Annotated in this window: 13 protein-coding genes and 2 pseudogenes; 9 read left to right on the forward strand and 6 right to left on the reverse strand. The window is 46.7% G+C overall.

Features of this window, described 5'->3' with window-relative positions; all coding sequences use genetic code 11:
- Positions 1–121: 121 nt before the first annotated feature.
- Together ACIDITHRIX25_RS000000101560 and ACIDITHRIX25_RS000000101565 are read left to right on the forward strand one after the other, a co-directional pair.
- On the forward strand, positions 122–346 hold the full coding sequence (locus ACIDITHRIX25_RS000000101560) for a transposase (protein WP_283770453.1): 225 nt from the start codon (positions 122–124) through the stop codon (positions 344–346).
- 529 nt (positions 347–875) lie between these two features.
- Entirely contained in the window at positions 876–1,289 is a 414-nt protein-coding gene (locus ACIDITHRIX25_RS000000101565; protein WP_052607177.1) for a hypothetical protein, read from the forward strand.
- Positions 1,290–2,159: 870 nt separating this feature from the next.
- Here the strand turns inward: ACIDITHRIX25_RS000000101565 and ACIDITHRIX25_RS000000101570 are convergent.
- The 3 genes from ACIDITHRIX25_RS000000101570 to ACIDITHRIX25_RS000000101580 form a co-directional block, all read right to left on the reverse strand.
- The gene (locus tag ACIDITHRIX25_RS000000101570) at positions 2,160–2,660 is read right to left on the reverse strand and encodes a transposase (RefSeq protein WP_283770445.1); all 501 of its coding nucleotides are present in this window, start codon (positions 2,658–2,660) and stop codon (positions 2,160–2,162) included.
- Between the two features lie 127 nt (positions 2,661–2,787).
- Positions 2,788–2,964, reverse strand: a complete 177-nt coding sequence (locus ACIDITHRIX25_RS000000101575; RefSeq protein ID WP_201732037.1) for a hypothetical protein — start codon at positions 2,962–2,964, stop codon at positions 2,788–2,790.
- Positions 2,965–3,642: 678 nt separating this feature from the next.
- Positions 3,643–3,810: a hypothetical protein gene (locus ACIDITHRIX25_RS000000101580; protein WP_201732038.1), complete on the reverse strand. Its 168-nt coding sequence runs from the start codon at positions 3,808–3,810 to the stop codon at positions 3,643–3,645.
- A gap of 501 nt (positions 3,811–4,311) precedes the next feature.
- Between ACIDITHRIX25_RS000000101580 and ACIDITHRIX25_RS000000101585 the strand changes: the two genes are divergently transcribed.
- A complete protein-coding gene (locus ACIDITHRIX25_RS000000101585; protein ID WP_201732039.1) occupies positions 4,312–5,418 on the forward strand; it encodes an IS1380 family transposase in 1,107 nt (368 codons plus the stop codon).
- A 718-nt stretch (positions 5,419–6,136) separates the two neighbouring features.
- Here the strand turns inward: ACIDITHRIX25_RS000000101585 and ACIDITHRIX25_RS000000101590 are convergent.
- Positions 6,137–6,766, reverse strand: a complete 630-nt coding sequence (locus ACIDITHRIX25_RS000000101590; protein WP_201732040.1) for a DUF1697 domain-containing protein — start codon at positions 6,764–6,766, stop codon at positions 6,137–6,139.
- A 269-nt stretch (positions 6,767–7,035) separates the two neighbouring features.
- On the opposite strand from ACIDITHRIX25_RS000000101590, the gene ACIDITHRIX25_RS000000101595 reads away from it, so the two are divergent.
- The 5 genes and pseudogenes from ACIDITHRIX25_RS000000101595 (at position 7,036) to ACIDITHRIX25_RS000000101615 (ending at position 9,386) form a co-directional block, all read left to right on the forward strand.
- Positions 7,036–7,383 (forward strand): hypothetical protein, encoded by a 348-nt coding sequence (locus tag ACIDITHRIX25_RS000000101595; protein ID WP_201732041.1) that lies wholly within the window; start codon positions 7,036–7,038, stop codon positions 7,381–7,383.
- A 34-nt stretch (positions 7,384–7,417) separates the two neighbouring features.
- The gene (locus tag ACIDITHRIX25_RS000000101600) at positions 7,418–7,906 is read left to right on the forward strand and encodes a hypothetical protein (RefSeq protein ID WP_201732042.1); all 489 of its coding nucleotides are present in this window, start codon (positions 7,418–7,420) and stop codon (positions 7,904–7,906) included.
- A 100-nt stretch (positions 7,907–8,006) separates the two neighbouring features.
- On the forward strand, positions 8,007–8,630 hold the full coding sequence (locus ACIDITHRIX25_RS000000101605; RefSeq protein ID WP_201732043.1) for a DDE-type integrase/transposase/recombinase: 624 nt from the start codon (positions 8,007–8,009) through the stop codon (positions 8,628–8,630).
- Between the two features lie 127 nt (positions 8,631–8,757).
- A pseudogene (locus ACIDITHRIX25_RS000000101610) lies at positions 8,758–9,108 on the forward strand (integrase core domain-containing protein); the annotation flags it as partial.
- An 11-nt stretch (positions 9,109–9,119) separates the two neighbouring features.
- The gene (locus ACIDITHRIX25_RS000000101615) at positions 9,120–9,386 is read left to right on the forward strand and encodes a hypothetical protein (RefSeq protein WP_201732045.1); all 267 of its coding nucleotides are present in this window, start codon (positions 9,120–9,122) and stop codon (positions 9,384–9,386) included.
- A gap of 186 nt (positions 9,387–9,572) precedes the next feature.
- Here ACIDITHRIX25_RS000000101615 and ACIDITHRIX25_RS000000101620 read toward each other — a convergent pair.
- Positions 9,573–10,673, reverse strand: a pseudogene (locus tag ACIDITHRIX25_RS000000101620) (IS630 family transposase).
- Between the two features lie 160 nt (positions 10,674–10,833).
- On the opposite strand from ACIDITHRIX25_RS000000101620, the gene ACIDITHRIX25_RS000000101625 reads away from it, so the two are divergent.
- Positions 10,834–11,637 (forward strand): DDE-type integrase/transposase/recombinase, encoded by an 804-nt coding sequence (locus tag ACIDITHRIX25_RS000000101625; protein WP_201732046.1) that lies wholly within the window; start codon positions 10,834–10,836, stop codon positions 11,635–11,637.
- Between the two features lie 1,137 nt (positions 11,638–12,774).
- On the opposite strand, the gene ACIDITHRIX25_RS000000101630 is transcribed toward ACIDITHRIX25_RS000000101625, so the two are convergent.
- A complete protein-coding gene (locus tag ACIDITHRIX25_RS000000101630; RefSeq protein WP_201732047.1) occupies positions 12,775–12,972 on the reverse strand; it encodes a hypothetical protein in 198 nt (65 codons plus the stop codon).
- Positions 12,973–13,320 lie beyond the last annotated feature (348 nt).

The raw sequence follows: 13,320 nt of genomic DNA on the forward strand, positions 1-13,320 counted from the left end.
TAGGTCATATTTGGCACTCTGAAACCAGATTTAAGCCATAGACCCTCCGTCAAACCTAAATCAGTTCCTAAAAACCGACTCAGAGTCACACCGAAGGGCTCAAGCTGGTCCATTTCTGTGGATTCAGGCTAAATATCGCCGTTATGTAATGACAAACAGAGTAATTGACGAGATCAAACCCGCGATTCTTGAAGTGTGTACTCGTTTTGATTCCATCTCCGATGCTTTTGAGACAGAGGGCGATCATGCTCACCTGTCGATAACCAACGCAGCTAAAGTTGTTCTCTCAAGATTGCCGATGTCTATGAAGACGCTCTCAGCCATAAGAGCAAAGCTAAAAAACTAGCCGGAAGTCCGAGATGCCATGTGGGGGAAGTGCTTTTGGCCACCCTCATAGTCGGTAGTGTCTTGCGGTGGGAACCCATTAGAGACGGTGGGAAAGTACATAGAGAACCAGATACTCCCAAGAGGTAAATCAGGTAGACCGAGAAAGAACGAGGTCGCTTGACCGCTCCCTCACGGAAACCGATTGCGCTCCCGTTGGTTCAATTCTTTGATCAAAATAGCTGCTCGGTGGTGGCTAGCTGGAAGTTCTGTAGGCATTACGCTACCAAGGTGAGCTTGACAAGGCACTAATTTTGGCACATATGGGGAAGGCGCACTATTCTGTAATAATAGAAAAGTTGTCACAACTTTGCTTATGCGACGGGAAGCCTCTTATGCCGCTAGGTCATTCGGTGAGCCAGATTGGCGATCGACGGTGCATGATCAGAGTAAGAGATGGATCAAGAAGCGAATTTAATTCAGCTGAGGTTGTTGTGAGAGTAGGCAAAGGCGTTTACACGTTACTAATCATTTGATGGGATATCGAAGGTATGGCAAGCACAAAGGAAAACTTTGAGGACCGCAGTTCAGAGCCAACATCAGTAGATGGCGCGGTTAACAAATTCCTACGCATCAAGGCGGTAGATAAGACAAGTAACCAGCAAGAAGCTGCTCAAAAGCTCTTTAGTGTTTCGATGGTTATCTCAGGATTTCGTTGCATCTTGAGCTATGTCATACTCCCTTTTGTCCTTCCCTTGTTTGGAGTAGGGGCAACGGCTGGAGTTGGTCCCGCGATTGGAATACCGGTCGGTGTTATAGCTTTAGCCTTTGATGCTCGGGGTATCCGTAGATTCTGGGCTATTGGTTATCGTTACAAGTGGCAAATGACAACTATTTACCTAATGGTGATGGGACTCGTTTCGTACCTTGTAATTGTCGATATAGTTCACTTAGTCTCTAAGTAGTCACTTCGGCTGATTGAAGCCCCCAAAACTTCAGTCTTCGACCTTCGTTGAAATTGGGAGTCTGACCCTTGTGTATTTCGAAGGCGTTCGCAATTACTTCAACTGGCAGGTGGGTGATGCGGGCATGGATTTGTATTTCATGCTTCTGTGCGTTTGTTAGCCGGAGCAGTTTCCTCGAAATTTTTGCTGCAAAAGCCCGGACTCAAAATACTATTACGGATGCCAAGCACCGATTGCTATTTTTTGCACGTCTCCTAAGAGGAATGGCGCAACACTAGGTTCTCCAGCGACGTTGCGATGAAGAACCTTAAAATCACCCAAGTGTTAGCCATGTGGGGTCAATCGGTAACCAGGAAGTCAACTCTACCGATTTCCCTGCTTTTGCGAGATGCAAAATACGCCCTGAAAGGGATATTCGTATTTCGAACCATATCTAAGCGGTGGCAATGGGTATTAAATCGCTGAACCGTAGTCCGTCACAAGTGAAAGCAAATTTGACACTAAGAGTGCTTTGGGAACAACCAGGGCCATCAATTGTGCCCTTGTACGTTCGGAAAACGAATTGTTTCAGTGATCATCCCAACTGTAAAGTGCCTAGCTCTTAGAAGGTCACCGCAAAATGGCACAGTTCAGAGTCAACGCTTTCAAGGCTGAATCCTGCACTTAGTAGGGAGCGCTGCGAAGCAATGTTGTCTGGAGTTGTATTGGCAGTAACCCTTTTAAGGCTCTCCTAACATAGATGTGGATCAAGCAACCCTTTCGTAGGGGAGCTTGAGATCAATCGGACCGCATGAAAGCATCACCAAGCCAAGTGTTGATTTTGCAGAGTGAAGACCATAGCATCTAGCAATGGCGGATCTAATATATTGTTTAGACCCTCAAGCCTTCCATTGGAGACACCCTTTTCAAGCTAGGGGGCTCAATAGCAGCCATAATTCCAGCTTTATGGATTCGAATTGTCTTTGATAATCTGACAAAGCTAGGTATCTGTGATCGTGAAGCACGAGCACACCAGGAATCCAAGAACTCAGCTACTTCGTCATTGGATAATCCACTACCGAATATCCCTCTTAGGGATTCTTTCATCTCTAAGGGCTTTAGAAGTATTGCAGCGGTTGACTTTATTTGACGTAGAGTCTCATTTTGGCGTTGAGTCAAATCACCAGGATTCTTTAGTAATGCCCATCTTGCACTCACAAACCTACGGGCGTAATCTGGAGTAGGAAGTTTTCTCAGTTGGCGCCATAGGTCGCATCTTACCTCCTCCAGGGCCTCAGTGCCCAATTTAACGACATGAAAAGGATCGAGTGCGATTTGAGTATCTGGTGTGCGATCAGCGAAAGCTTTAGCAAAAGCTGGTCCCATGTCCATTGTTGCTACTTGTGTGAGAGCTTGGAACGTTGCGAACCAAGCTCACATAAGAACCCATCTAGACTCTTAGCGCTTTTTCCTTCTGCTCCATAGACGATCTTTCCAGTTTCATGATCTGTTACGGGCTCTAAATAACTTGGGTTATGTACTTATGGTGTTTACGATAGGCAATCTCATCTACCTCTATTATTGAGAGCTTCTCTAGTCGCTTTGGATCGATCTCTTTGGCTACTACTCTCTCACAGATCGTACCAACTGTTTTCTGAGCAATCCGGGTGAGCTTCGTAACTGTTGTTTTATCCATCTTTGCGGTTGAGCCGGCAACTAGATGTTCAAAGTCTCTCGTGAAGCGAGATTCAGATACCGGTCACCCAAATGGCACTGACTCAGTGATTACTCCATGATTGGGGCATTTCGGTCTCCGTAGGGCACAAGAGATCCAAGTACGACGTATTCCCATGTCAAGATGTCTCCAGCGTGAGTTGACAAGTTCTGATGTCGTAGCGGTATTTTGTTTTGAATTTACGGCTTATTCAACAACACGGTGGACATGCGAGTTTGGATCGTGCAAGTTTGACATCTACAACAATTTCATCTTTTGAGATAAAAATATCGTTGACAATGACACCTTTAACGTCAAGCAACTGCTTGACTAGAGAGTTAGCGTGCACGGTTAGATCTCCTAAATCTGTGTGTTAGTAACTTCAAATTTAGAGGTCACAAACCGTGCACGTTTCATTCAATGCTTTTAAAGACCCAAAAGTTCTTATCGTGCTGGCGTTACTTATCGGTTATGGGGTCTTGGTGACCCACATGAGGGTTAGGAGAGCCCCTTTTAAGTCCATTTTCATTGGCTACTTTCAAAAGGATCATGATTGCCTCCGCGGCCAAACCGTGTTCACGGGCTGAGGGTGCAAAACCATAGCCAATTTCGACAAAGCTTCCGGTGGGGGCGCTCCCTTGAAACCGATTCCTCCGATTGCTAACCCATCTGAGAGACGAGAAATTCGGTAATAACCGAATGGTCGTTGTTCTGCGGATATCGCACTTGCTCGGAGGAACATCCCGACCCCGATAACGTCACCGTCAAATGGATAATCTTGCGCCCAAGCGTCAGAAGGTCCCGTACTGCGCTACACGATACGTTCACCCTCCGCCACATCGATCGCGTGTAGTTGGAGTCGCGGAGTTATTAGGTCGGTCATGATAACATCGCTTTCACTTAACATCTTTCACTTGTGACTTTCAACTGAGATCTTAGCGTCACAATTATGCCGCTATATAATACAGAGCTGCCTAGATTGTGCGGCGACCCTAGGTGTCAGGATGGTTAGCATCTGCTCATTTAAAATAAGAAGAACTCAATAGGGCGAGAATTCGAGGAGTGATGATCCTTTATCCAAAGGATTAAAAAGAAGCTGTTATTAGTAAAATAAGGATACTCCTTTTAGATGCAAGCACCTACTAGTGCTTTAGAGTGTTTGACTGAACTGCCTCTTAATCGAGTTTGACTAGTTGGTTTATCTTTAATCCTGGATCCACCGAAAATTTAGTCGATCAACTTTGATTTAGACATAGAAAAGGTGCTCTGAACTGGTAGAATGATGTTTGAAGACACTTCAAATCCATCAGTTCAAGGAGCACCTTTTAGATGCGAGCATCTGCTAGTGCTTTAGAGTGTTTGATAGTCACCTTTGACGATTCGAACGCAGTTTCCAACAGTGGGTTAATACTCCCTATCACCCTTGCTGAGAGACTTGGCCTTAGGGATCTCTTTGATTTACACATTGACCTAGAGGATCGTCCTGGACGAGCAAATGTTGGCAGAAAAGCTATGGCTATCGTCGCATCTATCTTGGCCGGTGGTGATTGCATTGATGACACTGCAATCCTTGAAAGCCCAAATGCACAAGTTATCCTTGGTCAGATAATGCCAGCACCATCCACTCTTGGTGTCTTCTTGCGTAGTTTTGAGACCAGTGACATCGCAGATGTTGAACGAGTTGCAGCTTTGTTGCTAGAACGAGCCTGGCTAGCTGGAGCAGGTCCAGGTGATGAGTCACTCACCATTGATGTTGATTCCACGATATGTCAGGTATATGGAAACAAAAAAGAAGGAGCTTACTTTGGTTATACCAAAGTAAGGGGGTATCACCCACACCTAGCAGCTGTTGGCAAGACAGGTGACATTCTTGGAATAGTGACACGTGAAGGCAATGCCAATACCGCCCGTGGTGCCGGGGAGTTTGTAACCCAGGTAATCAACAATGCCAGAGCCGCTGGAGCAACTGGTGAAATAACCATGCGTTTTGACTCTGGGTTCTACTCAAGAGCCGTTAGAGACGCAGCTAGTGCGGGTGATGTTCGCATTTGCATTACAACACGGATGTCCAAGAGACTAAAAGGTATCATCTCCGATATCCAAGAGGATGCCTGGACTTCAATTGTCTACTGGCTTGAAGGTGGAGCTGATGTAGCAGAAGTGAAATATCGCGCATTTGCAAGAGATAGACAAGACGTTCGTCTTATCGTACGAAGGGTCAAGCCTACTCCAGGGTCTCAGCTGGCACTATTTAGAGACTATGACTATCACGCATTTATTACCGATCGACAAGGCGAAACGCTTTTCCTTGAGGCTGATCACCGAGCACATGCCCAGATCGAACTAGTCATCAAGGATCTCAAAGGAGGTTCTAGGTGGAATCATGTTCCATCCAGATACATGAACGCTAATGCCGTTTGGTTGGCTCTGGTCTAATTAGCCATTTGTGCAATTGCACACAACCTGGCACGGTTCACTGCACGAATAGGTGCTATTACAGAAACTGTTATCACCACACCAAAGCTTCGACGGTGTTACTTTCAGATCGCAGGACATATCACTCGTTCAGCTAGAAAAGTAATACTGCATCTTGAAGAACACTGGCACTATAAGGATAAGTTCTTAGAGGCTCTTGATCGGATCAGAAAGTTTGAGATCGCCATCACCTGAACATCTGGTTACCTAACACACTGAATATTACTTGAAGGAACTGCTCTAGAAGACAAGGGATTAGGTTACTATACCCAAAATGAGATTTCAGAATCTCAAAAATGACCAAACAGGCTCAACCACAAAGGGATTAGGTCATATTTGGCACTCTGAAACCAGATTTAAGCCATAGACCCTCCGTCAAACCTAAATCAGATCCTAAAAACCGACTTGAAGTCACACCGAAGGGCTCAAGCTGGTCCAATTCTGTGGATTCAGGTTAATACTTGCTGGAAAGGTAAAATATCTTATTTCATGGAATCGAGCTTCAATTTTTTAAAAGTCAGCTGAGCGTTGAGTCTTTCTGGCGCTCTCTTCGAATCAAGAAGCTCCAAGATGTCGACCCTAAGATTGCTTTTTCTTTTCGACCTTTCGAGCAGACTCGAGATATGGCTTTTGCTCTCCCTTGGCACTCTTAAAAGAGTGGGCGACTCATACAGTGGACCTAAGGTGAACCCTTTTGTTCAAAGTCTAAGAATTTGTTTGCGGTGTGGACAAATCTTGAGGTAAACGGCTGTTGGAAGTTATTTGTGAGGAAGTTCATGGAAGGAGGCTTCCCAGAAAGAAGTTTCCATGAAACTAATGCGAAGTCTGGATCGCAGCGGCTAATTATGAGATCACCTTTTGGAGACGTTATTGGTGTGACTATCGTAGGCGGATCGCCTTTGTAGAAGACTATTGTCTCGCGCCGATCACGTTCGACTGGCCATGGGCTGATCTCGATCTCTTCGTCTTGGTCTGCTTGGTATGGAGATTGACTAGCTTCGAGGGCGTTGTTCCGCGTAGAAGATATGTTGATCGCTAAGTCGATGATCTCTTTAAAGCGATCTAAGGGGTATAGAAAGAGGCTACTCGTAAACGCGAAACGTTCTAGGAAGGCCGATTCGATTCGATCAGTTATCTCTGACTTTTCAATGGTGCTTACTAGCGGTTCGGCGCTAAAGGATACGTTGCCTGACTGAATGAAAGTCCTGGGGTTATCTACCCCGGTTTCGCCTAGCAAGCCGACAAGGTCAGCCGTCTTGATCCTACGGCTTCCAACATTGATACCGCTAAAAAGACCCACGTAACGCATTGTGTCGACACTCTCTCAACGGTAATAATAACCTTCATTTTAGTGTTTGGTGGCAATTAGTAGCGCCTGGGCGAGATTAGCGCTATAGGCGGACACCATAGCGAGATTGGCAATTTTTCTTTTGTGCAAGGAGGCCCTCTCTATAAGTTTTGGTATCTTTTGTATTCAATACCAAAGCAGAGGTAATCAATCTCCCTAGGTGTCAAGGGGGTTGGCATCTATTCGAATAGAATACCAACCATGCAGGGCGAGAACTTTGATCGAACACGATGAAGCCTTATCCCAAGGATCAAAAAGAAGCTGTTGTCAAGATGCTGAGGGAGCTGTTGTCAGATCCCAATGCACCCAGAGGTGCAATCGCCGATTTGGCTAAACAAGTCCAGATACCAAAGACAACTATCTACATCTGGAATCGTGAATTAAAGGACCAGATAGATCGCCAAGATCCAACTAAGCGAACCCCAGCCAGTTTATGGAGTTCAGAGGCTAAGTTCCAAGCCGTGCTTGCAACTGCAACAATGTCTGAGTTGCAACTTGGAGAATACCTTCGCACAAAGGGAATCTTGAAAGAAGAGCTAAATGACCCTCTCTGCCAAGAGTGTTGTCACCTAGCTTGATTTTTGTTTCTAAGAGGGCGAAGATGGAATTGACATGAAAAGGTATCCTGCGGAACTAAAGAATAAAGTAGTAGCGGCTCTATATGAGCTCGATAACTCAGAGCCAGCGAAGGCTGGCGCTATTGCAAAGATCGCAAAAGATCACGGTATCAATGCAAACGTGGTCTACCAGTGGAACTCGGAACGTAAAGCCAGAGTCATCAACTCAAGCGAATCAATCAACAAGATCAAAGCTGTTGTTGACACAGCTGCTATGAATGAGCACGAACTCGGTTCATGGTTGAGAGCTAATGGTGTTCTAGCAGAAGATTTAGAGGAGTGGCGAAATACCTTAGAGTCAGCCTTTGACAATAAGCGTGCTGCTAATAGGGCTCACCAGGTAGAGCTTGATAAAGAGCGTAAAGCAAGATTACGAATTGAAGCTGAACTTCGACGGAAAGAAAAGGCGCTAGCAGAAGCTGCTGCTCTATTGGTTCTTCAAAAAAAAGTACAAGAGATCTGGGGGGAAGAAGGGGACGTCTAGTCTCTCCCCTCTGTATCTAGATCACAACGTTCGAGCTCAAGCTGTAGTTCTCATCAATGAAGCAATAGACGCAGGTGCCAGATGCTACAAAGCCTGTGAAGTGCTCAAGATATCGACTCGTACGTTTAGGCGATGGGAATCTGGTGTAACGGATCGCCGGCGAGGAGCTTCTCATAGACGTCGCTTTAATGCTTTATCGGAGGAAGAAAGAGAAAAGATCATCGAAGTGTGTACTTCGAGTACGTACTCGTCTCTTACCCCTGCCCAAATAGTTCCAAAGCTCGCTGATCAGGGAAGATATATCGCCTCTGAGAGGACCTTTTATCGAGTTCTAGCCGATAACAATCTAAACAAGCGCAGGAGCAGGACGAAGCCGCCGAAGAAGAGGTCTAGGCCAGTACACACAGCAGTAAAACCAGGTGACATCTGGACCCTAGATATTACTTGGCTAAATGGACCAGCTAGGGGTATCTACTACTACGCCTATGTGATCATCGACCTTTATTCGAGGAAAATAGTTGGCTGGGAAGTATACGAATCTGAAAGCTCTGAGCAGCTAAAGAGAGTTGTAAAGCGAGCGATAGCTCGAGAGAATATGGCTCCGAAAGTGATCCATAGTGACAATGGGTCACCCATGAAGGGATGGTCACTAGTTGAGTACTTGTATGAGCTAGATGTAAATATATCGCGGTCACGGCCTCGGGTATCACCGTTAACCGGCTAATCGTGAGGCTCCATTCCCGCGAATCAATTTGCCTCGATTAGCAGGTTAACAGGGCATTATCCGGGCTCGAATCGGAGGTTCGAGCGCACTAATGTACCCATTAGCCGGATAATCTAACGACAATGCTCATATTGAGTCGCTCTTTAAGACCGTGAAGTACTTTCCAAGCTATCCCTATGGAGGATTTGCCACAATAGAAGAATCGCGCAAGTGGATGAGTGAATTCGTTGATCACTACAACAACGACCACCAGCACTCTGGCATCAAATTCGTAACCCCGCAACAGGCACACAGCGGAGAGCATATCGAGCTACTAAATAGAAGGCGCGAGCTCTACGAGGGAGCTCGCAAATCCAAACCAGGACGGTGGATCTCGGGCAAATGCAGAGACTGGGATCCAGTATCAGAGGTACCTATTGTTCCTACGAATAAATCGGTGGGAGATGAATCAAAAGGGAGGCAAAGGGAGGTAGCTTAGATTGTGCGAAAGTGACAACTTCCTTGGCAGGCTCCGATGACTGGCGTATTACCTGTTCAAAGGCGAATGACAAGACTGGTGAAGCGGTATCCAAATACAGATCTGCACTAGCAAGTGAGAAGGTCAGATCAAAGAAGTTCGAGTCAGAGCTAAATAGAAAAGAAAAGGCACTCGCAGAAACTTACACATTGCTGGAGTTGCTAAGGAAAAGCCCAGGCGACCTGTCGGGGACAAAGAGGTCGAATGACCTCCCCTTCAGATCGCCTACTTGTAAGTAGAACTTATTGAGGAAGCTCATAACGGCGGAGCTAGGCTTAGACTAGCGGTCAAGGAACTCGGACTGTCACTACGTAGCTTTCAGAGATGGAAAGCTGAAGGTGACAACACCCACGACAAACGCCCCTTTGCCACTAGGGCTAAACCCAGCTTTGCTCTAGTGTCCCCTCTCATAAGTTCCCTGAGTTCTAGTTCCCCAGATACTTTGCCATCGATGCGAATATCTCGTCAGCTGTCTTTACCCACCTAAATGGTGTTGGGTCTTGGTTCCAGCGCTCTGCCCAGGTGTTGATCGAAGCAACGAGTTGCTTTTGTGACTTATGGGTGGATCTGTGGAGCATTTTGGTAGTCAGTTCCGAGAACCATCTCTCAACCAGGTTCATCCACGAGGAGTAGGTGGGTGTAAAATGGAAGTGGAATCTGGGGTTTTTTATGAGCCAGGCCCGTACAGCATCGGTTTTATGCGTTGCATAATTGTCCAGGATGACGTGGACTTCGAGTTCTTTTGGAACTTCTTTTTTCACCTGATCCAAAAAGGCTATGAACTCGATCGCCCGATGAGCCTTTGTGGTGTTGGTGATCACCTTGCCAGAGGCAACATCAAGTGCTGCAAAGAGATTTGTTGTGCCGTTGCGTTTGTAGTCATGTGTTTGCCGCTCTGGAACAAAAGGTCTCATGGGAAGCAGTGGCTGGGTTCTATCCAACGCCTGGATCTGTGTCTTTTCGTCAATACATAGTACCAGTGCAGCATCAGGGGGATTGAGATAGATCCCAGTTATGTCGCGGACTTTTCGGTAAAGGCCGGATCGGTACTGATGTTGAAGTATCCCAAGACATGGGGCTTGAGGCCAAAGGTTCTCCAGATACGTGAGATGCTCGCTGGTGATACCCCGATCCGCTTGGACATTGAAGACGTCGACCACTGGGTAGCAAGCGGGGGCTCTTCTTCCAAAGTGATCCTTAGAATCTCGGCGATCTTTTCGTCATCAATGCTTCTCGGTTTTCCACTTCTCGGTGCGTCATCGAGAAGTTCCACTCCGTAGTTGATAAAACGCCGCTTCCATTTGCATACCGTCTCTGTAGATATCTGAAGTCTTTGCGCGATCTCGTTGGTGTCCAACCCCTTCGTTACTCCATAGGGCAATGCTGGCCCTTGCCACCTGTCCTATGGGAGCTGTGGACTTTCTTACCACTGCTTCTAATTCGCTACGTTCTTTGGGACTGAGCGGAACCACCGAAGCTTGTCGTCCAGATCTCTTCTTGGGCGGCTTGCTCTGGTTGGCATCAATGTTTGGCTCCTCTGAAATGGTGTGACTTTGCATCGTTCTCCCTTGCAAGGTTATGTCCTTACCAAGGAGAACAACCTTAGAAGGGATTAATTCCTCAGTTTCAGGGAAATTATGAGAGGGGACACTAGATGAATCTGAACGTCAAGAGATCTTAGATACCATGCATAAGGAGGAGTTCTCGTCACTTCCTCCAAGTCAAGTAGTTCCAGCCTTGGCCGATAAGGGAATCTATCTCGGATCGGAATCTACCTTTTATCGAATTCTTCGTGACCACAAGCAAAACAACCATAGAGGTAGAGCCAAAACAGCAGTTAAACGTGGTACTCCTAGTCATTTGGCAAATGCTCCCCTTGAAATTTGGGTAACAGATATATCCTGGCTACGTGGACCAGTACATGGAGTTTTTTACTACCTGTACTTCGTAATGGACCTTTATTCGAGGAAGATAGTTGGATATGAAGTATACGGATGCGAATCATCTCAGCAACTTGCCGATTTAGTTGTAAGAGCAACTCTCCTAGAAGGAGGAAGAGCTCCTAAAATCTTACATAGCGACAATGGATCTCCTATGAAGGGATCTTCTCTATTAGAGCTTTGCTACAAAATGGGGATCACTACCTCGAACTCACGACCTCGGGTTTCTGATGATAACCCCCACATAGAGTCGCTCTTTCGCACTACCAAGTACTGGCCTGGTTATCCATATGGAGGATTTGAAAACCTTAGAGATAGTCGGACCTGGGTGGAGAAGTTTGTCAACTACTACAACTACCACCACCGACATAGTGGTCTAAAGTTCGTTACTCCCCATGATGTTCATGAAGGAAACCATCTCGAAGTACTCTCGATGCGACAGAAACTCTACGAAACGACAAAGGAACTCAACCCAAAGAGGTGGATCAACTCTAAAGCGAGAGACTGGAGCCCACCTGGCGAGAACCTGGACTACACCTCCAAGGGATAAATCCATCCTAAGTTCTACATTATCTGCGTAGTTCTAAGTCGATTGACCCAACACGAAGAGATTCAAGATCTTAGAGACTTTAATTTAATTAGTAGTAGTAGTAGTAGTAGTAGTAGCAGGTTGAAAGAGCCTCGTGGGCGAAGGTTATTGGATTGTGCGTAAACGCGAAGCGTTTTCCACATTTCAATTACCGTTTGCGTAGCGATCGTCCACAACTCAATAACCCCAGTTAGCTTCCTAAAGAGCTAGAGGCCTGAGATCTCAGAGGGAAGGTGGGTATAAATCACACCACAAGTCCGTCATCGATCAACACAGCCAGGAGGTTTCCTATTTGCGAGCTCCAATGGTCCGTTGCGTGACGATAGTGCGACGATTTTGTTATCCAGCTTCGATCTCATGAGCCCAAAGATATTTAGGATTGTCAATTAGTTAGCCAAATTGGCAGACCCAAGTGTGGTCATTTGATCTAGTTGCCGACTTGTCGTCGGCAACTAGATCAAAATTTCGTCACGGATAAGTCGATCAATGAGGAACCTAAACTAACTAGATTTTGGCGGCACGAAGGTGCCAGAAAACCATTAATCTCAAACTAAGCAAATGTGCCAACTATCTTGACACTCACCGGTGGCGAGCGTTGTGTTAAAAGGCGGAGATACCTCCGTTGGGTAAGTACTACGAAGATGGGCGAAAGCGAACCATCCGATGACGCATCGAAACCCAGATGGTTGACATCAGAACCAAGGTCGGCCCATATCCTTGGGATAAGTTTGGCAGGTTGTCTCGTTCCTGGCCAGGCAAGTGTCTCGTGTAAAGGTGGCATGAGCGTAGTATGGGCTTTCATACTGTTGCTGGAAACACATATCGAACTCAGGAACCAGTCGTGTGGCTGTCCCTTTGGAAACAGAGAGAGCGGGAGTGCACCGAGGCCAAAAGCCGAAGGTAAGAGTGCCGGATGCTACGCAGCGGGGCGGACTGGGGTGTATTAGCAATGAAGCTCTTGTAATGAGACTTTGAGCAAAGGCTAAAGGCGAACGGACTGCAATGGACTAGCCAACTCAGCAATGAGCAGGAGCTAACACAAAGCAGTTGCGAGCGAGAAGCCGGATGAAGGGATACTTTCACGCACGGTTCTGTGAGTTATGCGGCTAATCCGAGTCCGGACTTAGCTATCTCCCATACACGCCTAGTTTTTATTACCCTGTTTTTTTCTCCGGATTGGCGGGCAACGGCGCGTAGGAGCTCCTCGTGACGACGAAGGATGGCGGCGATTGCTTCAAGACCAACACGGAGTTGCTCGACTTGAGCGACTAACCCCGAAAGGGTTAGTACCTCCAAAGCCCGTTGGCAATGCTCATGGACCACTGCATGGAGTTCGGGTCGGCGATACAGCGTCGCGCGGCCGATCTGGGCTCGACGGGCAACTGCATCGAAGGTTATGGCTGCGCCGGCTTCTATTAGCTCGGCACAAGCTTGTTATACCTTTTTGATTTGCTTCTGGTACATTTTTATTCTGACCTCTCTAGCTTGCCCTAATAGATAGCGACAACGCAACTACGCGGTCGCCCCCACAACATCATCAGCTCCAGTGATGCTCTACGCCCCCATAGTAATCAACCAAAGCGTCGCCCTACAAGGTCTCGGTGTCGGCCAGCTCCACCCCCCCCTCGCTCCACCTTTATCTTC

This window comes from Acidithrix sp. C25 (assembly GCF_904848545.2).